21 protein-coding genes are annotated in these 20,363 nt (G+C 60.7%); 9 read left to right on the top strand and 12 right to left on the bottom strand.

All coding sequences use genetic code 11. From position 1 onward, the window contains the following. Positions 1–34: 34 nt before the first annotated feature. On the top strand, positions 35–799 hold the full coding sequence (locus tag IE079_RS04870; protein ID WP_189573669.1) for a DUF3108 domain-containing protein: 765 nt from the start codon (positions 35–37) through the stop codon (positions 797–799). Here IE079_RS04870 and IE079_RS04865 read toward each other — a convergent pair. The 4 genes from IE079_RS04865 to apbC all read right to left on the bottom strand — a co-directional run bounded on the left by IE079_RS04865 (position 763) and on the right by apbC (position 4,681). Further along, on the bottom strand, positions 763–2,058 hold the full coding sequence (locus IE079_RS04865; protein WP_189573666.1) for a valine--pyruvate transaminase: 1,296 nt from the start codon (positions 2,056–2,058) through the stop codon (positions 763–765). The genes IE079_RS04870 and IE079_RS04865 overlap by 37 nt on opposite strands. 58 nt (positions 2,059–2,116) lie before the next feature. Beyond that, positions 2,117–2,728, bottom strand: coding sequence for a YjaG family protein (locus IE079_RS04860; RefSeq protein ID WP_189573663.1), 612 nt, complete (start codon positions 2,726–2,728; stop codon positions 2,117–2,119). Positions 2,729–2,887: 159 nt separating this feature from the next. Continuing rightward, positions 2,888–3,454, bottom strand: coding sequence for a dCTP deaminase (gene dcd / locus IE079_RS04855; RefSeq protein ID WP_189573660.1), 567 nt, complete (start codon positions 3,452–3,454; stop codon positions 2,888–2,890). Positions 3,455–3,580: 126 nt separating this feature from the next. Beyond that, the gene (gene apbC, locus IE079_RS04850) at positions 3,581–4,681 is read right to left on the bottom strand and encodes an iron-sulfur cluster carrier protein ApbC (RefSeq protein ID WP_189573657.1); all 1,101 of its coding nucleotides are present in this window, start codon (positions 4,679–4,681) and stop codon (positions 3,581–3,583) included. A gap of 181 nt (positions 4,682–4,862) precedes the next feature. On the opposite strand from apbC, the gene metG reads away from it, so the two are divergent. The 8 genes from metG to nth are packed head-to-tail and all read left to right on the top strand — an operon-like array spanning position 4,863 to position 13,037. Then, positions 4,863–6,902 (top strand): methionine--tRNA ligase, encoded by a 2,040-nt coding sequence (gene metG / locus IE079_RS04845; RefSeq protein ID WP_189573654.1) that lies wholly within the window; start codon positions 4,863–4,865, stop codon positions 6,900–6,902. A 19-nt stretch (positions 6,903–6,921) separates the two neighbouring features. Further along, complete coding sequence (gene rsxA, locus IE079_RS04840) at positions 6,922–7,503, top strand: electron transport complex subunit RsxA (RefSeq protein ID WP_189573650.1); 582 nt, start codon at positions 6,922–6,924, stop codon at positions 7,501–7,503. 13 nt (positions 7,504–7,516) lie between these two features. Continuing rightward, complete coding sequence (rsxB, locus tag IE079_RS04835) at positions 7,517–8,095, top strand: electron transport complex subunit RsxB (protein ID WP_189573647.1); 579 nt, start codon at positions 7,517–7,519, stop codon at positions 8,093–8,095. After that, entirely contained in the window at positions 8,095–9,909 is a 1,815-nt protein-coding gene (gene rsxC / locus IE079_RS04830; RefSeq protein ID WP_189573645.1) for an electron transport complex subunit RsxC, read from the top strand. Before rsxB ends, rsxC begins: the two co-directional genes overlap by 1 nt. Further along, the gene (gene rsxD, locus IE079_RS04825; RefSeq protein ID WP_189573643.1) at positions 9,906–10,952 is read left to right on the top strand and encodes an electron transport complex subunit RsxD; all 1,047 of its coding nucleotides are present in this window, start codon (positions 9,906–9,908) and stop codon (positions 10,950–10,952) included. The genes rsxC and rsxD overlap by 4 nt, the downstream gene beginning before the upstream one ends. Before the next feature lie 4 nt (positions 10,953–10,956). Continuing rightward, a complete protein-coding gene (rsxG, locus tag IE079_RS04820; RefSeq protein ID WP_189573641.1) occupies positions 10,957–11,649 on the top strand; it encodes an electron transport complex subunit RsxG in 693 nt (230 codons plus the stop codon). 1 nt (position 11,650) lies between these two features. Continuing rightward, the gene (locus IE079_RS04815) at positions 11,651–12,367 is read left to right on the top strand and encodes an electron transport complex subunit E (protein ID WP_189573638.1); all 717 of its coding nucleotides are present in this window, start codon (positions 11,651–11,653) and stop codon (positions 12,365–12,367) included. Between the two features lie 22 nt (positions 12,368–12,389). Beyond that, positions 12,390–13,037: an endonuclease III gene (gene nth, locus IE079_RS04810; protein WP_189573636.1), complete on the top strand. Its 648-nt coding sequence runs from the start codon at positions 12,390–12,392 to the stop codon at positions 13,035–13,037. Positions 13,038–13,139: 102 nt separating this feature from the next. Here the strand turns inward: nth and IE079_RS04805 are convergent, their stop codons facing one another. The 8 genes from IE079_RS04805 to ispF form a co-directional block, all read right to left on the bottom strand. Then, positions 13,140–13,712, bottom strand: coding sequence for a chalcone isomerase family protein (locus IE079_RS04805; protein ID WP_189573634.1), 573 nt, complete (start codon positions 13,710–13,712; stop codon positions 13,140–13,142). A gap of 207 nt (positions 13,713–13,919) precedes the next feature. Next, positions 13,920–14,927 (bottom strand): RNA polymerase sigma factor RpoS, encoded by a 1,008-nt coding sequence (gene rpoS, locus IE079_RS04800; protein WP_189573631.1) that lies wholly within the window; start codon positions 14,925–14,927, stop codon positions 13,920–13,922. Between the two features lie 320 nt (positions 14,928–15,247). Further along, positions 15,248–15,994 (bottom strand): peptidoglycan DD-metalloendopeptidase family protein, encoded by a 747-nt coding sequence (locus tag IE079_RS04795; protein WP_227712324.1) that lies wholly within the window; start codon positions 15,992–15,994, stop codon positions 15,248–15,250. A 341-nt stretch (positions 15,995–16,335) separates the two neighbouring features. Beyond that, on the bottom strand, positions 16,336–17,292 hold the full coding sequence (locus tag IE079_RS04790) for a DUF368 domain-containing protein (protein ID WP_227712323.1): 957 nt from the start codon (positions 17,290–17,292) through the stop codon (positions 16,336–16,338). Then, the gene (locus IE079_RS04785) at positions 17,289–17,945 is read right to left on the bottom strand and encodes a protein-L-isoaspartate(D-aspartate) O-methyltransferase (RefSeq protein ID WP_189574663.1); all 657 of its coding nucleotides are present in this window, start codon (positions 17,943–17,945) and stop codon (positions 17,289–17,291) included. Before IE079_RS04785 ends, IE079_RS04790 begins: the two co-directional genes overlap by 4 nt. Continuing rightward, complete coding sequence (surE, locus tag IE079_RS04780; protein ID WP_189573628.1) at positions 17,942–18,691, bottom strand: 5'/3'-nucleotidase SurE; 750 nt, start codon at positions 18,689–18,691, stop codon at positions 17,942–17,944. The genes IE079_RS04785 and surE overlap by 4 nt, the downstream gene beginning before the upstream one ends. Positions 18,692–18,851: 160 nt before the next feature. Further along, positions 18,852–19,880 (bottom strand): tRNA pseudouridine(13) synthase TruD, encoded by a 1,029-nt coding sequence (gene truD / locus IE079_RS04775; protein WP_189573625.1) that lies wholly within the window; start codon positions 19,878–19,880, stop codon positions 18,852–18,854. Continuing rightward, positions 19,877–20,356, bottom strand: coding sequence for a 2-C-methyl-D-erythritol 2,4-cyclodiphosphate synthase (gene ispF, locus IE079_RS04770; RefSeq protein WP_189573622.1), 480 nt, complete (start codon positions 20,354–20,356; stop codon positions 19,877–19,879). Before ispF ends, truD begins: the two co-directional genes overlap by 4 nt. Between the last annotated feature and the right edge of the window lie 7 nt (positions 20,357–20,363).

Raw genomic sequence — 20,363 nt, 5'->3', positions numbered from 1 at the left:
CTCGGGGAAACCCTGGCAGTAGAGGAAGTCCTCAGTGACCGCAGTCGATAATCGCCCTCACCCCGGAAAAATCCTGGTAACGTGTGCCGTATTGCTGCTTGGCATCAGCAGTAGCGCACTGGCGGAAACCACCGGACACAGCTCCTCCGGCTCTCAGCAGCCTGACCTAACACCCATGTCCGCCACCTACGGCGCCAGCATGGACAAGGGGCTTTCCATCGACGGGTCGGCCATCCGCACCCTTGAACAGCAGGCGGACGGCACCTGGCTCTACCGGTTTGACGTGGACTCCTTCATTGCCGACATCACCGAGTCGGTCACTTTCCGCTGGGAAAATGGCCGTATCCGGCCCCTGGAATACCGCTATGCCCTGAAAGGCCTCATGGTGTCCAACCGCAGCCGTGCCATGAACTTCAACTGGGCAGCAGACAGCATCAGCGGCAGTTACGAAGGTGACAGCTTCACCATGGACATGGCGGAGAACGCACTGGATCCCCTGGGGTTCCAGTTGCAGATGCGACAGGACCTGAAAGCCGGAAAGCGGGAGATGTCCTACACCGTTGCCGACGACGGGGACTATGACCAGGACCGCTTTGCGGTGATCGGAGAGGAAGCCACGGACACACCACTGGGCGAAATGGCCACCCTCAAGGTGGAAAAGGTCCGGGACAAAGACAGCGAGCGGGAAACCCTGATGTGGTTCGCTCCGGAACTGGATTACCTGCTGGTCCGGCTGGTGCAGGTGGAGCCGGATGGCAGCCGTTACGAGGTCAACCTGGAAGATGCCGAACTGCCCTGATGCTCCGCCCAGATGGTTTTGACCTCGTCGGCGATCAGGCGCAAGCCTTCGGCCACCCGGTCGTCGTCCTGGGAATAGGTCACGCGGATACACTCATGGCGATGCCGCCAGTCATTCTCCGGCAGGCCCGGGAAGAAGTAGTGGCCGGACACCACCAGCACACCACGCCGTTTCAGCCGCTGGTACAGCTCGAGGCTGGACACAGGCAGGTCCGGAAACCAGAACCAGAGGAACATCGCCCCTTCCGGCTTGTGAACGTACCAGCGGCAGTCGTCCCCCAGGGCATCGGTAAACACCTGTACCGCCCGCTTCATCTTGGCGTGATAGAAGGGACAGACCACGTCACGGCTCAGTGACAGGATCTCACCGCTCCTCACCAGAGGCTCCGCCAGCATGGCGCCGAAGCTGCCAGTGGCCAGATTCATGATGGCGTTGATGCCTGACAGGGCGCTGATGATCTCCGGGGCGGCAATCACGATGCCGGTGCGGGCGGCTGGCAGCCCCAGCTTGGACAGGCTCAGACAGAGGATCATCTGGTCATTCCAGCGGGGTTCCGCATCCACGTACATCAGGCTGGGGAACGGCGTGCCATAGGCGCCGTCCACGATCAGCGGAATGTCGTGACTGCGGGCCAGCTGTTCCAGCCTTGCCAGCTCATCATCGGTCACCACATTGCCAGTGGGATTGGTGGGCCGGGATACGCAGATGGCGCCGGTTTCGCCAGTGACTTCCACGGCATCAAAGTCGACCCGGTACTTGAACTCGTGGGCGCCGGTGAAACTGATCTCCGGCTCCACCGCCCGGAACAGCTCCGGGGCGATACCGGCATCGGCGTAGCCGATATACTCCGGCGCCAGGGGCAACAGTATCTGCTTGCGTACCCCGTCGCCAAAGTCACCGCCAAACATGTTGAACAGCATGAAAAAGGCGGCCTGGCTGCCATTGGTCAGGGCAATGTTGTCTTCGGTCAGCTGCCAGCCATACTCCCGGTTCAGCAACTCCGCCAGCGAGGCGATAAACCGCTTCTCACCCTGGGGCGGGTCGTAAATGCCCACCAGTCGTTTCATGGACTCGGGGTCGCGGGTCATGTCCGCCAGGATTTCCGTCAGCCGGTGCTGCATCTCCGGCACCTGGCCGGGATTGCCGCCGCCCATCATGATCATGTCGTCACCGGACGCCAGGGCGTTGCCCAGGTCATCCATAAGGGAGGTAATGCCGGCATCGGCGGTAAACTTGCGACCAAAAGCAGAGAGTTTCATGACAACTTACCCGGTTGTTCTGTAACTGATTACACGTCCGCAGCCCTGAATGGCGCCACTATTCCATCTCATCATCCGCCAGGGTAATGCCGAGATTACTGACACCGTCATTGGCCGCCAGATCCTGCAGTTCCCGGAGATAGTGCTCTTTCGGGACCCGCTGACGCTTCAGGCCGAGAATCAGGTCCCGCTGGAACATCTTGTCTTCCTTCATCAGCGGGTGACTGTCCAGCAGGCGCACCAGCTCGCTATCGTCCAGGTCGTCACCTTCGGAGAAAATAATGAAGTTCATCACCGTGCCGGTTGCTACCCGGGAGGCTTCGGTGGCCCGGTGCTTTGACGGATTCAGACGACTCAGCAGGGCTTCTTCCAGCAATACACAGAAATCGAAAGCCGGATACACACCATAGGCATCGTAAGCGTCCACCTCCGGGCTCAGGTTCTCCAACCTGGCCAGCAACCGCGGAATCGTGTTTTCCGTCGATTTCTCCTCGAACAGCTCCCAGCCGGTATCCAGCAACTGGCGCATCTTGCCACCGGCCTTGGTGCCGATAGCCTCACTGAACAGCGCATAGTTGGGGAATGCCCGTTCCGCCAGCGCCAGCAGGAAGGCCGTCTGACGCCAGCCCTGGAGCTGTTCCACCGCTTTCAGAAACTGGTTTGCGTTCACGTGCGACTCCCGTTGCTAGTGCCCGATTTGGTCAATTCGCTGACCAGATGGCGCACTGTTTCATTAAAGACCATGAATCGCCCGCCGCCCGACAATACGGCAGTCTACAACCAGAAAACGGGCCACCGGGGCCCGCCAGAAACAACCACAGCCGAGGGCTCAGGTCTTGGGCAGGGTCACTCCGGTCTGCCCCAGATACTTGCCGCCACGATCCTTGTAGCTGGTCTCGCATTCCTCGTCGGACTCGAAAAACAGCATCTGCGCCACACCCTCATCGGCATAGATCTTGGCCGGCAGGTTGGTGGTGTTGGAGAACTCCAGGGTCACCTGGCCTTCCCACTCCGGCTCCAGCGGCGTGACGTTCACGATGATACCGCAGCGGGCGTAGGTGGACTTGCCCAGGCAGATGGTGAGCACCTGGCGGGGAATACGGAAGTACTCCACCGTGCGCGCCAGCGCGAAGGAATTGGGCGGGATAATACACACATCACCGGTGTAATTGACGAAGCTGTTGTCGTCGAAGTTCTTCGGGTCCACCGTGGCGGAGTGCACATTGGTAAAGATCTTGAATTCGTTGCTGCAGCGCACGTCGTAGCCGTAGCTGGAGGTGCCATAGGAAATCACCCGCCCGCGGGACGTTTCTCTCACCTGGCCGGGCTCGAAGGGCTCGATCATGCCCTCTTGTTCCGCCATGCGGCGAATCCACTTGTCGGATTTGATACTCATTGATGCCGTCTCTTTCCTGTCAGTGCGCTGATGCGTACGGGCCCCGGGGGACCGCCAAACACCCCCTGAATCCGGGCGCCATAGTTTACCTGTCTGTTTCCCCGGCGGCAAAGAACGCTGTTGGCGTCAGTCGTCACTGACAGAAATGCTGGGAATAGGGCCACTGTCGTTGCGGGCACGGGTCGAAAGCCCTGCGGACAGGCGGCGGGCGATATCCCGGTAGCGGCGAGCCACTTCGGAATCCGGCTCCGCCACCACGGTGGGCGTGCCACCATCGGTCTGCTCGCGGATGGTCAGGTGCAGGGGCAACTGGCCGAGCAGCTCGGTCTGATAGTCCTCGGCGACCCGCTCACCGCCACCATGACCAAACAGGGCTTCCTCGTGACCGCAGTTGCTGCAGATGTGGACGCTCATGTTCTCCACCACACCCAGCACCGGGATATCCACCTTGCGGAACATCTCGATGCCCTTCTTGCAATCCAACAGGGCAATATCCTGGGGTGTGGTCACCACGACGGCTCCGGTCACCGGCACCTTCTGGGCCAGGGTGAGCTGGATGTCACCGGTGCCCGGGGGCATATCGACAATCAGATAGTCCAGCTCTTTCCATAACGTCTGGGTCAGCAACTGCTGAACCGCGCCGCTGACCATCGGCCCGCGCCAGACCATGGGAGTCTTGTCGGTGACCAGGAACGCCATGGACATGGCCTGAACGCCATGGGCCTCCACCGGCAGGAAGTACTTGTCACCCTCGGTTTTCGGGCGCTGACCCTCGGGAATGCCCAGCATCATGCCCACACTGGGGCCATAGATATCGGCATCGAGGATGCCCACGCGGGCACCCTCGGCGGCCAGGGCCAGGGCCAGATTGACGGCGGTGGTGGATTTGCCGACGCCGCCCTTGCCGGAAGCCACGGCAACGATGTTCTTCACACCACCGATGGATTGCAGGTCCCGCTGGGCCTTGTTGGCGTGGATATGCTGGCTGACCTGCACGTCCGCACCGGTAACCCCCTCAACATTTTCCAGGTTGGTGGCGACAATCTGTTTCAGCCCGCCGGCAATGCCCTGGCTGGCATAGGGCAACTGCACGGTAACCTTGACCTGGCCGGATTCATCAGCCTCCAGGGCCTTGACGGCATTCAGCTCATAGAGGTCTTTCTCGAGGTAGGGATCGCGGTATTGGCGAACCGCCGCTTCAAGAGCTGTACGGGAAATCTCGGCCATGGTCTGCTCCGTGGATCAGAGTTCCGGGCACGACAGGGAAAACACCGCCCGGGAAGATGAAAAGTAACGGCATGAAAGGTATCATTTGTGCCCGTTTCTGACCATACGGAGCTTCACCGGGGAACCACTGAAGGAATCCCGCAAGCTTTCTCACAAAGATCACCGAGGTTCGGATATCACCATGACGCAAGCGAGTGCCAAACAGCGCGATATTCTGGTTACCAGCGCCCTGCCCTATGCCAACGGGCCGATCCACCTGGGCCACCTGCTGGAATACATTCAGACGGATATCTGGGCGCGCTACCAGAAGATGCGTGGCCACAACTGCTACTACGTTTGCGCCGATGACGCCCACGGCACCGCCATCATGCTGCGTGCCGAGCGCGAGGGTATCACCTCCGAACAGCTGATCGACCGGATCCGGGATGAGCACCAGCAGGATTTCGCCGGCTTCAATATCCGCTTCGACAACTATTACTCCACCCATTCCGATGAGAACCGGCAGTTTGCCGAGTTCATCTACCGGAAGCTCCAGGAAAACGGTCACATTGCCACCCGCCAGATCACCCAGTTCTTCGATCCGGAGAAAGAAATGTTCCTGGCGGACCGGTTCATCAAGGGCACCTGCCCCAAGTGCAAGACCGAGGACCAGTACGGTGACAACTGTGAGGCCTGTGGTGCCACCTACACCCCGGCGGAGCTGATCAATCCGCGCTCTGCAGTATCCGGCGCCACCCCGGTGGAGAAACAGTCCGAGCACCATTTCTTCAAACTGCCGGACTTCGAGGACTTCCTGCGCAAATGGACCCGCAGCGGCACCCTGCAGGAGCAGGTCGCCAACAAGCTGGCCGAATGGCTGGACGCCGGCCTGCAGGAATGGGACATCAGCCGCGACAAGCCCTATTTCGGGTTCGAGATTCCGGACTCCCCGGGCAAGTATTTCTATGTCTGGCTGGATGCCCCCATCGGCTACCTGGCCAGCTTCAAGAACCTGTGCAACCGTCAGGGCATCGACTTCGAGCATTTCTGGAAGGCGGACTCCGAGGCCGAGGTGTACCACTTCATCGGCAAGGACATCATCAATTTCCACGCCCTGTTCTGGCCCGCCATGCTCCACGATGCCGGCCTGCGCACCCCTACAGCGGTCTGGGCCCACGGCTTTGTCACCGTCAATGGCAAGAAGATGTCCAAGTCCCGCGGCACCTTCATCATGGCCCGCACCTACCTGGACCACCTCAACCCGGAATACCTGCGCTATTACTTTGCCGCCAAGCTCACCTCCGGCGTGGATGACATGGACCTCAACCTGGAGGATTTCGCGGCACGGGTAAACTCGGACCTGGTGGGCAAGGTGGTGAACATCGCCAGCCGCAGTGCCGGCTTCATCACCAAGCGCTTTGACGGCCGCCTGGGCCGGGTCACCGAAACCGACAAACTGGCCACCTTTATCGCGGCCGGCGAGGAAATTGCGGACTTCTACGAGGCCCGGGAATTTGGCCGCGCCATGCGTCGCATCATGGAACTGGCGGATATCGCCAACCAGTATGTCAACGACGAGCAGCCCTGGGTCATCGCGAAACAGGAAGGCCAGGATGAGAAGCTCCAGGCCATCTGCACCAATGCCATCAACATGTTCCGCCTGTTGATGACCTACCTCGCGCCGGTACTGCCGAAAACGTCCGAGGGTGCGGAAAGCTTCCTCAACGTCCGGCTGACCTGGAACACCCGCGACGAGCTTCTGCAAGACCACCCCATCGACAAGTTCAAGCCGCTGATGAACCGGGTGGACATGGCCCAGATCGAGAAAATGATCGACGCCTCGAAGGAGGAACTGGCCGCCGCGACCGGTCAACCCGCCGAAACTGCCGGCGCCAGCAACCTGGAACCGGTGGCTGACGAAATCGAGTTTCCCGACTTCGCGAAGGTGGATCTGCGGGTGGTAAAAATTGTCAGAGCGGAGCACGTCGAAGGCGCCGACAAGCTACTTCGCCTTACCCTTGATATGGGGCATGGCGAGCGCAACGTGTTTGCAGGTATAAAGTCTGCCTATAAGCCGGAGGAACTGGAAGGCCGGCTGACGGTCATGGTCGCCAACCTCAAGCCCCGCAAGATGAAGTTCGGGCTGTCGGAAGGCATGGTTCTGGCTGCGGGCCCTGGCGGCAAGGACATTTTCATTCTGTCACCCGATTCCGGCGCCACGCCCGGCATGCGGGTCATGTGAATAGCGGAGCAAAGGGCGGATGAGCGAATACCTGCTGATCCTGGTCAGCACCATACTGGTGAACAACTTCGTGCTGGTTCAGTTTCTCGGCCTGTGCCCCTTCATGGGCGTGTCCGGGAAGCTGGAAACCGCCATGGGTATGTCGCTGGCCACCACCTTCGTCCTGACCCTGGCCTCGGTGTGCAGTTACCTGGCCTACACCTGGCTGTTGGCACCCCTTGATCTGACGTTTCTGCGCACCATTACCTTTATTCTGGTGATCGCCGTGGTGGTACAGTTCACCGAGATGGTGGTACGCAAGACCAGCCCGCTGCTGTACCGGGTGCTGGGCATCTTCCTGCCCCTGATCACCACCAACTGTGCGGTACTGGGCGTGGCCCTGCTGAACATCAACCGGCAGAACAATTTCGTGGAATCCGTGCTCTACGGTTTTGGCGCCGCTGCCGGCTTCTCTCTGGTGCTGGTGCTGTTCGCCGCCATGCGGGAGCGCATTGCGGTTGCGGATGTGCCTGTTGCCTTCCAGGGTGCCGCCATCGGCATGGTCACCGCGGGCCTGATGTCGCTGGCGTTCCTTGGTTTTACAGGCCTGGTAAGCGTCTGACGGAGTGGATGTCATGTGGACCGGTATTCTCATAGCCGTTGTGGTTTTGCTTGCTCTTGCCGTGGTGTTCGGTGCCCTGCTGGGGTTTGCGGCGGAACGCTTCCGGGTGGAAGGTAATCCCCTCGTCGACCAGATCGACGCCCTGCTGCCCCAGACCCAGTGCGGGCAATGTGGCTTCCCCGGCTGTCGTCCCTATGCCGAATCCATTGCCCAGGGGGATGCCATCAACAAGTGCCCGCCGGGGGGCGAAGGCACCATCAAGGCTCTTGCAGACCTGCTGGACATTGAGCCGCAACCACTGGATGCCGAGCATGGCGTGGAGCAGGAAAAGCGGGTAGCGGTGATTCGCGAGGACGAGTGCATCGGCTGCACCAAATGTATCCAGGCCTGCCCGGTGGACGCCATACTCGGCGCTGCCAAACACATGCATACCGTGATCGAGAGCGAATGCACCGGCTGTGACCTGTGTGTGGAGCCCTGCCCGGTAGACTGCATTGACATGGTGACAGTGAACGAAGATATCCGCAGCTGGACCTGGCAGCCACCCGGGCCAGGCCTTATTGCCACCGACCGCCACGGAGCCAGTGCCTGATGACCCAGCTGTGGAGTTTTCCCGGGGGCATTCACCCGGCAGAGAACAAGCATCAGTCCACGAGCAGGCCGATCCGCCCGGCAACCCTGCCGGAGCGGCTGGTGCTGCCTCTGCAGCAACACATCGGAGAGCCCGCGGAACCGGTCGTCGAGCCTGGCGATCAGGTACTCAAGGGCCAGAAGATTGCCGACGTGATGGCCGGCATCGGCGTTCCCGTCCATGCTCCCACCTCGGGTACCATCGCCGGTATCGAGCGCCTGCCGGTCCCCCACCCTTCGGGCATGGCGGACTGGTGTATTGTGCTGGAGCCTGACGGCAACGATACCTGGTGCGAGCTCAGCCCGGTGGCCGACTACCACTCCCTCGACCGGGAGGCCGTACTCGAGCGGATCCGCCAGGCCGGCATCAGCGGGATGGGTGGCGCCGGCTTCCCTACCAACGTCAAGCTGCAACCACCGCGGGACCGCAAGGTCAGCACTCTGATACTCAATGGCGCGGAGTGCGAGCCCTACATTACCGCCGACGACATGACAATGCGCGAACGGGCCAACGAGATCCAGAAGGGCCTAAAGATCATGGCCTGGATCCTGCGCCCGGAGCGCTGCGTGGTTGCCATCGAGGACAACAAGCCCGAGGCCATCGAGGCCATGCGCAAGGCCACCGAGGGCACCCACACGGAGGTGGTGGTGATCGCCACCCGATACCCGTCCGGTGGCGAAAAACAGCTGATTCAGATCCTCACCGGCATGGAGGTGCCCAGTGGCGGTATCCCGGCGGATATTGGTGTCATCTGCCAGAACGTGGGTACCGCGGTCGCCGTATCCCGGGCAGTATTCCGCGGCGAGCCGCTGATTTCCCGGGTAACCACCGTGACCGGCGACGGCGTCTCCGAGCCCGGCAATTTTGACACCCTGATCGGCACACCCATCAGCCACCTGCTGACACTGGCCGGGTTTGACCCTGAGCGTATCAACCGGCTGATTCTGGGTGGCCCGATGATGGGGTACACCCTGGAGGACACCGCCGTTCCGGTCGTCAAGACCACTAACTGCGTGATCGCCGCCACCGAACCGGAGCTGTCCACACCGCCCCCGGAGCAGCCCTGTATCCGCTGTGGCATGTGCGCCGAGGCGTGTCCCATGGAGCTGCTGCCACAACAGCTTTTCTGGCACGCCAAGGCCCGGGACTTCGACCGTGCCGAGCATTTGAACCTGTTCGATTGCATTGAATGTGGTGTCTGCTCCTACGTCTGCCCCAGCTCTATTCCCCTGGTGCAGTACTACCGCTACGCCAAGGGCGAGATCCGCACCCAGCAGGCGGAACAGCTGAAAGCGGACCGCGCCCGGGTGCGTTTCGAGGCACGCCAGGCTCGTCTGGAACGGGAGCAGGAAGAGAAGGAACAACGCCGCCAGGAACGCGCCCGTGCCGCTGCCGAGGCCCAACAGAGGAAACAGGCCGAAGCGGAGAAGCCCGTGGCCGACGGTGATGCCAAAGACGAGCGTTCGGCGAGGACTGCCATGGTCCAGCAGGCCCTGGACCGCAAGAAAGCCGGCGCGGGCACGGCCGCAAAGGCTGCCACCACCGCGGAAGCATCGGCAGAGAAGCCCGATATCGGCGCGCTGGAAAAACAGCTGAACCAGGCCCGTGGCAAACTGGAAACCATGGAGAGCATGCTGGAAGAAGCCAGGGTCGCCGAGGCTGACAATGTGGAGAAGCTGGAGCGGGCCGTCGCCAAGAACGTCGACCGGGTCAAGCGCGCCGAGGAAGCCCTGACCGAGGCCCGCCAACAGCTGGAAACGGAGGCCGGCGAATGAGCCTGGTGCAGCAGTCATCACCCCATGCCCACCGGGCACGATCCACCTCACAGGTAATGCTGATTGTGATGCTGGCGACCCTGCCCGGGTTACTGGCACAGACCCTGTTCTTTGGCTGGGGCAACCTGATCAATGTGGTCTGGTGTGTGCTGCTCGCCCTGGGGGCGGAAGCCACGATGCTGATGCTGCGTGGCAAGCCGGTGAGCTTTTTCCTGAAGGACAACACCGCCGCTGTCACCGGGCTGCTGCTGGGGCTGTCGCTGCCGCAGTTCACGCCCTGGTGGGTATCGGCCGTGGCCGTTATTTCCGCCATCGTGCTTGCCAAACAACTCTACGGCGGGCTCGGGGCCAATCCGTTCAACCCCGCCATGGTCGGCTATGCGCTGGTGCTGGTAGCGTTTCCGGTGGCCATGACCACCAACTGGGCCGAGGCGGCCATGCTGGCCAATGCCCCGGGCTTCGGCGAAACCCTCAATATCATCTTTGCCGGTCAGCAAACCGCTGTGGACGCCTACACCATGGCCACACCACTGGACGAGTACAAGCACAAGATCGCCAGTCATACTGCACAGGAAGTACTGCAACACCCCACCTTCGGCGCCGGTGTGGCCAGAGGCTGGGAGTGGGTGAATGGCGCCTTTCTGCTGGGCGGCCTGGCGCTGGTGGCATTGCGCATCATCACCTGGCACATTCCTGTCAGCCTGCTGGCCGGGCTGGCCCTGATGAGTCTCGCTTTCGGCGCCAATGAGGATGTGTACACGCCCCTGTCACTGCACCTTCTGGCGGGCGGCACCATGCTGGGGGCGTTCTTTATCGCCACCGACCCGGTCTCCGCCGCCACCAGTCACCAGGGCAAGCTAATCTATGGCGCCTGTATCGGCGTGCTGATCTACACCATCCGCAGCTGGGGCAATTATCCGGACGCGGTGGCGTTCAGCGTTCTGTTGATGAACTTTGCGGTACCGTTTATCGACCACTACACGCCACCACGCACCTACGGCCACCATAAGCCCCGGCGTGGCATTCCGGGCAAGACGGGGTAACTCCATGGCAGCACTGGCACAATCGATCCGGCGCAGCGCGATTGGTCTGGGCCTTTTCGCCATTGTCACCGGGGGCACAATTGCCCTCACTCACCAGCTGACGGAAGGTCGCATCCAGGAACAGGTTGCCCGGGTCGAAGCCGCCGCGCTTTACGAGATTATTCCGGAGTCGGAACATGACAACCAGTTACTGAAAGACACCATTACCTTGCCGCCGGGCGAGCGGTTGGCTATCGAGGGCCCCATGAAGGCCTGGGTTGCGCGTCGTGACGGGGATCCAATCGGACTTATCTTCCCTGCCGTGGCGCCGGATGGGTATTCCGGCGACATCAAACTGCTGGTTGGTGTTAACCTTCAGGGCGAGGTTCTTGGCGTACGGGTAACCAGTCACCGGGAAACCCCCGGCCTCGGTGACCGCATTGAACTGAAGAAATCCAACTGGGTGTTGTCCTTTGAAGGACGTTCCCTGGGCAACCCGGAACCGCGCAAATGGAACGTCAAGAAGAATGGCGGAGTGTTTGACCAGTTCACCGGCGCCACCATCTCTCCGCGAGCCGTGGTCAAGGCGGTCCAGCATACGCTGATCTACTTCCGCAAGAATCGCCGGGAAATTCTGTCCATGGCCGGAGCAACTCTACCTTCCGTGCCGCAGGGCCAGGGCCAGGGCAAGCGCCAACGGATCAGGGAGCAACGCTGACATGAGCACCAAGACCAGCGCCGAGATCATTCGAGACGGTCTCTGGACCAACAACCCCGCCCTGGTGCAGGTGCTGGGGCTGTGCCCCCTGCTGGCGGTGACCAGCACCGTGGTGAATGCGCTTGGCCTGGGTATTGCCACGCTGCTGGTGCTGATGGGGTCTAACCTGGCGGTATCGCTGATCCGCAATTTTGTCAGCGAATCGGTGCGTCTGCCCGCCTTCGTGATGATCATCGCCTCGTTCGTGACCTGCGCGGAGTTGCTTATGCAGGCCTACACCTATGAGCTGTATCAGATACTGGGCATCTTCATCCCGCTGATCGTCACCAACTGTGCGATCCTCGGGCGCGCGGACGCCTTTGCCTCCAAGGTCTCCCCCGTGCCGGCGCTGCTGGACGGCGCCATGATGGGGCTGGGCTTCCTTGCGGTGCTGATTGTGCTGGGCGGCATGAGAGAGCTGATCGGCCAGGGCACCCTGTTTACCGACATGGACCTGCTGCTCGGGCCGACGGCTGCCGACTGGACCCTCAACATCTTCCGTGACTATCCGGATATGCTGTTCATGGTGCTGCCACCAGGCGCGTTTGTGGGCCTGGGGCTGCTGATTGCCCTGAAGAACGGCATCGACAACAAACTTGAGCAAAGGCGCAAGGCCCGCGATACCGATGCCATCACCGCAGGCAGCAAACGCGTGCGCGTGACCGGCCATATTTCCTGATCACCCATTATCACTGTTATCCATGAACAAACAAAAACGTATCGAGATCTTTACCCGGCTGCGGGAGGCCAACCCCAGCCCCACCACGGAACTGAACTACAGTACGCCCTTCGAGCTGCTGATTGCGGTTATCCTGTCAGCCCAGGCCACCGATGTGGGCGTCAACAAGGCCACCGCCAGGCTCTACCCGGTGGCCAATACCCCGGAAGCCATCCTGGCCCTGGGCGTTGATGGCCTGAAGGAGTACATCAAGACCATCGGGCTGTTCAACAGCAAGGCGGAGAACGTTATCAAAACCTGCCGCGCACTGATCGACCGCCATAACGGCGAGGTGCCCGCTACCCGGGAGGAGCTGGAGGCGCTGCCGGGCGTCGGCCGCAAGACTGCCAACGTGGTGCTCAACACCGCCTTCGGCGAACCGGCCATGGCGGTGGACACCCACATTTTCCGGGTATCCAACCGCACCGGTATCGCCCCCGGCAAGAACGTACTGGAAGTGGAAAAACGCCTGATGCGCCTGGTGCCGAAAGAATTCCTGCTGGACGCCCACCACTGGCTGATTCTTCATGGCCGCTACACCTGCACCGCTCGCAAACCAAAGTGCGGAGCGTGCATTATCGAGGATCTGTGCGAGTTCAGGTACAAGCGGGAATACCTGGAGCAGGCCTGACGACTGCCTCGATGCCCGATATCCGGGTAGCCATGGGGCACCGGAACGAAAAAGGGCGACCAATCGGTCGCCCTTTCTTCTGGCCTGACAAGAATTCAACAGTCAGTCATCCAGCATATCGTCCTTCAGGCTGCCCTGGGCCGGCTCGTCACCCAGCCAGATACCGAACAAGGCTTCCTTGAAGGCGCGGTCGCCGATGGTTTTGCCTAACTGGCCGTTCTTGATCACACGAACGCCATCGTTCGGCACATAGACCAGTTCAAAGGTGTCCCCCTCATTGATCTCGTCAGCAAAAACCGTCAGCAGTTCGTCCACTTCCTGCTGAATGGGTGCCACGTTACCGTCGGTAGCGTTCTCGAAGCCCTCAAGGGTCGCTTCGGTCATGTTGTCGCTGTTGATGCGTCCGGAAACCACGTGGAGGACGATTGCCTGGGTCTCGTCGGCGGTCAGGATAGCAGCCTCATCAGATGACTTTGACGGCAGGTACAACGCCGCCACATACAGGTCAATGAAGAACTTGGATCTGACGCCGACGCCATTCAGTACGAGACTGGTGCCACCCACGGTCTTCGATTCGCTGACATTGACGCCTTCAACTTCCACGGCGGCGGCATTGGTCGCAACCAGAACACTCAGGCAAAGCCCGCACAGCACGGCCATCAAACGTGAAACCATCGTTAACTCCTGTTTTTGATTATTGAGAGACAAGCGGTAAGACGCAAACCTCAGGGGGTACCCCACCCATCGGGATAGTGCTGATATGATAACCGAGATTCAAACCTGTCCGAGACTACTTGAAGTAACCCGGATCACAAATTTTCCATCACAAAAAAGCCGGCCACGGGCGTGCCCGTGGCCGGCTTTACGATACTGAGTCGGGCATTACTTGAACAGCAGGTTGCTCGACAGACCTTCCTTCTCGAGGATCTCCCGAAGCCGGCGCAGGGCTTCCACCTGGATCTGCCGTACACGCTCCCGGGTCAGTCCGATTTCACGACCCACTTCTTCCAGCGTACTGGTGGGATAGCCCCGCAGGCCGAAGCGGCGGGACAGGACTTCCTGCTGCTTGTCACTGAGCTGGTCAATCCAGTTCTCGAGACAGCTACACAGGTTATTGTCCTGCAACATGTCCGCCGGATCATGGGCGCCCTCATCCGCCACCGTATCCAGCAGGGATTTTTCGCCGCCCGCACCGATGGGCGTATCCATTGAGGCAACGCGTTCGTTCAGCCCCAGCATTCGCTCCACGTCACTGACCGGTTTGTCCACCAGGTTGGCGATCTCTTCCGCCGACGGCTCGTGGTCCAGCTTCTGGGTCAGTTCCCGGGCCGCACGCAGGTAAAGGTTCAGCTCCTTTACCACATGGATGGGCAGGCGAATGGTGCGGGTCTGGTTCATGATGGCCCGCTCAATGGTCTGACGGATCCACCAGGTAGCATAGGTGGAAAACCGGAAACCTCGCTCCGGGTCAAACTTTTCCACGGCACGGATCAGCCCCAGATTGCCTTCTTCAATCAGATCAAGCAGGGTCAGCCCCCGATTTACATAGCGGCGGGCGATCTTGACCACCAGGCGCAGGTTGCTCTCGATCATTCGCTTGCGGCCAGACTCCTCTCCCTTGCGGGCCAGACGCGCGAAGTAGACTTCCTCTTCGGGGGTCAGCAATGGCGAGAAACCGATTTCATTGAGGTAAAGCTGGGTGGCATCCAGTTGCTTCTGGTTACCGAAATATCGACCGTGAGGGGTGAAGTCCTGCTCGGCCGCAGGTGCGGCAGTGGTCTCGGTAGTGGAGGTGTTTTCCGCGGAAACCTCCTGAGTTTCCGCTTCTTCGTCGGTATCTTCTACATCAGCAACACGATCGATTATCATCTCTTCAGGTTCTGCAGACATAACTCTAGCCCCGCCTTTCAAATGATCCTGTCAGCAAGTTCCCGACACCGGAATGCTCACACTCCCGGGCCTGCCAGATTGTCGCCCGCTCATTCTTCTTGTTGCGGGCCCCGTTGTTATCGATTCCGATTCTTCTGGATTCAGGACAATTCGTTTCGGGCCAGCCGGTTAGCGACTGACAATTCACTGTGTTCTTCTGTGGCTCCGTGCTTTCGTCCGATCTCGCAGAAAGAACAAGCCCACTATGTCACGTTCTGCTACCTCCCAACATTATCACAGGTTAAGCTTTATCAACCCGCCGCTGTCAACAGGCTGGTCCCCTAGCGCGGCGGAAGGTAGGGTAACGGATCCACCGGGTTACCGCTTTTGCGGATCTCGAAGTGAAGCTTGTTGCCATCAGTACCCGTACTCCCCAGTTCGGCGATGGTCTGCCCCTGCTTCACATTCTCCCCTTCCTTGACCAGGATGCGCCGGTTATGGGCGTATGCACTCAGGTAGTGCTCATTGTGGTTGATGATAATCAGGTTACCGTACCCGAGCAGGCCGTTACCGGCGTAAACCACGTTTCCTTCAGCAGCGGCCCGGACCGGGTCGCCGGAATTACCGGCAATATCAATACCTTTATTGACTTTCCCGGATGTGGAATATTTTGCAATTACGGTGCCAACGTGTGGCCAGCGCCAGTTGATGTCGGACACGGTCTGGCTCTGCGTCGACAGGTCGGCACTACGATCCGGCTGCCGGGTAACCTTTGGTGGGGGCTCCGGTTCCGGGCTCGGGGCAGGCCGGGAACGGCCGGAAGAAGAAGAGGGGCGAGAGGCAACCTTGGGCGCATTGGCCGGAACACGCCCCTTGCGGTCAAGACGGATCACCTCGCCCGGGTGAATGGTGTATGGCGGGTCGATGTCGTTGGCATTGCCCAGCTCCCGGTAATCACGCCCATAGCGCCAGGCGATGCTGTACAGGGTGTCTCCCTTCTCGACCACGTGGCGACCCCAGTAAACGGGCGGGTTGTAATTGCGATCACCATAAATAGCGGAGGTGTTACACCCTGTCAGGGTGGTCACTGCAAAAGATGCCAGGATCAGCAGCAGAAGGGCTCGTATCCATACGGCGCGAGGGCACGGGCAGGTGGCTGAACCCGGCTTGCACTGACTGATGCTATAATTCACGGATATATTGATATCGTTTTTATCTCGAAATTATCTATCAGGCCGGAACAATCCTCTCAATGGTCCCGTAAACCTTTAATTTATTGCATCTTTTGTGAACATGTCCAGGTTACCGGGAGCCGCAGGGTGTTACCGAAAGAAACAGATAAAGCACCAATAAAGTAACACTCATCTCAGACCTTGCGTGACCAGTCGCACAACTGCATCGCCCGGATTTCGCAAAAAGCGGCAGCAAATCACATGCCTGATGCTGCCAATGATGTCCGGGCGGTACGCCTGGACAACCACTCACCAGCCAGAACAATGGCCAGACCGGCCAGTACCGCCACAATGGCTACGGTAATCTGTGCAGGCTCGCCTGTCACTTCTGCATAACGCATTGGCGAGACACTGACCTGCTCCAGGGGTACCTGATCTCCACCGCTGCTGGTGCGCCAGCGGACCACCTCTTGCCAGGGCCAGACACGGTTCAGGGCCCCCACCATGAAACCGGTCAATATCGCCAACACCAGATCATGAGCCTTGCGCAGGACCACGCCCAGCAAACGGGCAAAGCTGAGCAACCCGGCCAGACAGCCCCCCAGGAACAGCCCGATAAGGGCCAGATCCACTTCCCGCACCGCGGCCAGAACCGGCCCGTACATACCCAGAATCAACAGGATGAAACTGCCGGACAACCCCGGCAGGATCATGGCGCAGATGGCCAGTGCACCGGAGAGAAAAAACACCAGTGCCCCGGGGTCGACCTGACTGGCCGACAGGGTTGTTACCCACCAGGCAAAGGCCGCCCCCAGCGCCACCGGAATGGCCAGCCACCAGCGACGTTCATTCATCTGCCCCAGCACATGCCACACAGACGCCACAATAAGGCCAAAGAAAAAACTCCACAGGGCAACGGGATAGGTATCAAGGGCGCGGGTAATCAGGTTGGCCAGGGTGGCAATACTGACCAGTATGCCGGCAAGAAGCGTTACCAGGAAGGTTCCGTCGATCTCGTGCCAGAACCGGCGCCAATGCCCCCTGACAAAGGACAGAAAGAACGCGGAAGGCACCGCACCAATGGCTCCGAGAAGTCGGAAGTAGATGCCGGTAATGAAGGCGATGGTACCGCCGGACACCCCCGGCACCACATCAGCGGCGCCCATGGCCACGCCGCGGATAAAGATTCCTGCATGTTGCCGGAGTCCTTTCAACGAACCACTCCACCCAGCAGAGGGACGAACCGCACCGGTTCCATTTCCTCGGTGTGGAACTGATCCCCCTCCCGGGTTACCTTGACCAGTACCTGCCGTTCCTCACCGACCGGTGCCACCATGACACCGCCGTCTGCCAGCTGGTCCAGCAGTTCCTGCGGCAACACCCGGGGCGCTGCGGTAACGAGAATACCGTCATACGGGCCCCGGTCCGGCCAGCCCATGGGGCCGTCGGCCAGCCGCAGCATCACGTTACGCAGCTTCAGCAGGTGCATCCGCTCCCGCGCCTGATCCTGCAGGGCCTTGATCCGCTCAACGCTGTACACCTCGTCACAGAGCCTGGCCAGGATGGCGGTCTGGTAACCGGACCCGGTCCCCAGCTCTAGCACCTTTTTCGGGTTGGCGCTCATCAGCACCTCGGTCATGCGTGCCACGATGTAGGGTTGAGAAAGGGTCTGGTTGTTACCGATGGGTAGTGCGGTATCTTCATAGGAGCGGTGGGACAGGGCTTCATCCACAAAGATATGTCGCGGCACTTCCTCCATCACACCCAGTACCCGTTCGTCCCGGATGCCGGCTTCCCGCAACCGTTGAATCAGCCGCAGGCGGGTGCGGCGTGAAGTCATACCGATTCCGTCGATAGCCACCATCAGCTTCCGGCCTCCACCCAGCTCCTCAATGATGACAAGGCATCATGCTTGGTCATGTCGATATGGACTGGCGTAATGGACACGTAGTTCTCGCCGACAGCGTGAAAATCCGTGCCCGGCCCGGCATCCGCGCCCTCGCCCGCAGCGCCGATCCAGTAGCGGGCCTTGCCCCGGGGACAGGTCATGGGGACGGCCCCCTCGGCACGACCCCGATGGCCAAGGCGCGTTACCCGGAACCCGGCGATAGACTCCCAGGGCACATCCGGCACATTCACGTTCAGAATGCAGCGGCCACCCAGATCGGGCCAGTTATCCCGCTCCAGTAAGGTGCGTACCACCCGGGCGGCGGTTTCGTAGTGGAAGTGGCCATTGTTGACCAGGGAAACCGCGATAGCCGGCAGGCCCAGGTGGCGGCCCTCGGTGGCGGCGGCAACGGTGCCGGAGTAGATAATATCGTCACCCAGGTTGGCGTGGGTGTTGATGCCGGAAACCACCCGGTCGAAGGGCTCGTCAAAAAGGCCATTCACCGCCAGGTGCACGCAGTCAGTGGGCGTACCGTCCACGGAGCGGAAACCGCCAGGGTGCTGATCCACCGTCAGCGGACGATTCAGGGTCAGGGAATTGCTGGCACCACTGTGGTCACGGTCCGGTGCAACCACCTCCATGTCCGCCAGCCCTTCCAGGCCTGCATGGAGGGCCACCAGGCCGGGGGAATAAACCCCATCATCGTTCGACAGCAAGATACGCACGATTTCCAGTCTCTCCGCATAATGTTGTGTTGGCGCCTGTGGCTGCTGGCACCGCAATAGTGTAAAAACCCAGGTCAGGATTCTAACGGATAAACGATGACATTTGTGTCATGAACCTGCCGTTCTGGCAAATTGCCTCGCAAAAAAACGGGTAACTCGCTCAGGACCCTGACAGCAGCGTGACCACGGACGAGAGCATGGTAGTGGCGTACTGACCGGGGGCCAGGGTGAACGACAGATCCAGAAACCGGTCGCCCTCCTGCTCCGACAGGGACCACGCCAGGTCCGACGGCATCAGAATCAGCGGGCGGCGCTCCGGGGCCATCCGTGTGCTCGCAAATACTGCCTCGACGGCCGGAGAGCGGGCGACCACTTCACGCTCGAGCATGCCCTGTGCTCCCCCGGCTACCGTGCCGCCGTCACCCCACAGGGGGCCGGTGGGAACCTCGTCGGGTTCACCATCCAGTCGCTGTAACCAGTTTTCCTGATTGACCCGCTCGGCCAGAACCTGGTTGAACAGCCAGGAACGGGCAGCGGAAAAATACAGCCCGTCCCGGCCCCCCACCGACTTGCGCCCACGGCGCCGACGGACAGGCCGTTCGGCCATGGCCACTGCCCTGTCCAGGTTGCTGCCGTGGTGACCAAACCGCTGCAGACCGAAATAGTTGGGGCAACCCTGGCGGGACACCATGTTGAGCCGTTGTTCCAGTATCGTCGGGTCGCCGGTCAGCGCTCGCAGGCGTATATCAAAGTGGTTGCCATGATGCTCTCCCCGCCGCAGCTTGCGACCGCGGCGGGCCACCGCCAGCACCGGCCAGTGCGACTGAAGCGTCCGGATAAAGGCCTCATCCTCCGCCTCCATGCCGGGGCGCTGCACACTGAACCATTGGCGTGTCACCGCATGGCGATCCTTGAGCCCGCTATAGCCCACGCCGCTATCACCGCAGCCGGCAAGCTCACCCAGACGCCGGGCCACCCAGGGCGTGTTGTCGCCGGTCTTCTCCAGGTAGATCAACAGGTGCTCGCCCTGCCCCGGGACCGTCAGGGATTGCTGAGTCTCCAGCTCCTTTAGCGGACCACCGGTATCCAGCAATTCGGTCACCCGGAAGTCCCCGGGATAATGTTTGAGGTGGGCCGAAGCTTCGGGCTTCCCCCCCGGAACAGGCCACTCGAGCTGCCAGCCACTCATGAACGTTGCTCATCCAGAAGACAGATGGCCTGACAGGCAATGCCTTCCCCGCGGCCGGTGAAGCCCAGTTTTTCAGTGGTGGTTGCCTTGACGCTGACATGGTCCATGGCGATGCCCAGGTCCTCGGCAATGTGCTGGCGCATGGCATCCACGTGGGGAGCCATCTTCGGCGCCTGGGCAATAATGGTGCTATCAAGGTTAACCACTCTCAGGCCGCGCTCGGCGATCTGTCGGCGTACTTCCCGCAGCAGGACCCGGCTGTCGGCGCCTGCCCACTCGGCACTGGTGTCCGGAAACAGATGGCCAATGTCACCCAGTGCCGCCGCCCCGAGCAGGGCATCGGCAACGGCGTGGAGCAGTACGTCTCCATCGGAATGAGCCCTGAGGCCCTTATCGTGCGCGATGGGGACACCACCGATGATGATCTGTGAGCCTTCACAGAACCCATGGACATCAAAACCCTGGCCTATTCTCATGACACCT

This window comes from Marinobacter zhanjiangensis (assembly GCF_014651935.1).
Lineage (GTDB): Bacteria > Pseudomonadota > Gammaproteobacteria > Pseudomonadales > Oleiphilaceae > Marinobacter > Marinobacter zhanjiangensis.
Note: the sequence above shows the minus strand (reverse complement) of the source record. Positions and strands in the feature narration are given on the sequence as shown.

Coding starts and splice junctions, on each gene's coding strand:
- IE079_RS04815 (WP_189573638.1), top strand. CDS start 11,651: ATGAGCACCAAGACCAGCGCCGAGATCATTCGAGACGGTCTCTGGACC.
- apbC (WP_189573657.1), bottom strand. CDS start 4,681: ATGGCCGAGATTTCCCGTACAGCTCTTGAAGCGGCGGTTCGCCAATAC.
- truD (WP_189573625.1), bottom strand. CDS start 19,880: ATGAGTGGCTGGCAGCTCGAGTGGCCTGTTCCGGGGGGGAAGCCCGAA.
- metG (WP_189573654.1), top strand. CDS start 4,863: ATGACGCAAGCGAGTGCCAAACAGCGCGATATTCTGGTTACCAGCGCC.
- rsxB (WP_189573647.1), top strand. CDS start 7,517: ATGTGGACCGGTATTCTCATAGCCGTTGTGGTTTTGCTTGCTCTTGCC.
- rsxC (WP_189573645.1), top strand. CDS start 8,095: ATGACCCAGCTGTGGAGTTTTCCCGGGGGCATTCACCCGGCAGAGAAC.
- rsxA (WP_189573650.1), top strand. CDS start 6,922: ATGAGCGAATACCTGCTGATCCTGGTCAGCACCATACTGGTGAACAAC.
- rsxG (WP_189573641.1), top strand. CDS start 10,957: ATGGCAGCACTGGCACAATCGATCCGGCGCAGCGCGATTGGTCTGGGC.
- IE079_RS04805 (WP_189573634.1), bottom strand. CDS start 13,712: ATGGTTTCACGTTTGATGGCCGTGCTGTGCGGGCTTTGCCTGAGTGTT.
- ispF (WP_189573622.1), bottom strand. CDS start 20,356: ATGAGAATAGGCCAGGGTTTTGATGTCCATGGGTTCTGTGAAGGCTCA.
- rpoS (WP_189573631.1), bottom strand. CDS start 14,927: ATGTCTGCAGAACCTGAAGAGATGATAATCGATCGTGTTGCTGATGTA.
- dcd (WP_189573660.1), bottom strand. CDS start 3,454: ATGAGTATCAAATCCGACAAGTGGATTCGCCGCATGGCGGAACAAGAG.
- IE079_RS04865 (WP_189573666.1), bottom strand. CDS start 2,058: ATGAAACTCTCTGCTTTTGGTCGCAAGTTTACCGCCGATGCCGGCATT.
- rsxD (WP_189573643.1), top strand. CDS start 9,906: ATGAGCCTGGTGCAGCAGTCATCACCCCATGCCCACCGGGCACGATCC.
- nth (WP_189573636.1), top strand. CDS start 12,390: ATGAACAAACAAAAACGTATCGAGATCTTTACCCGGCTGCGGGAGGCC.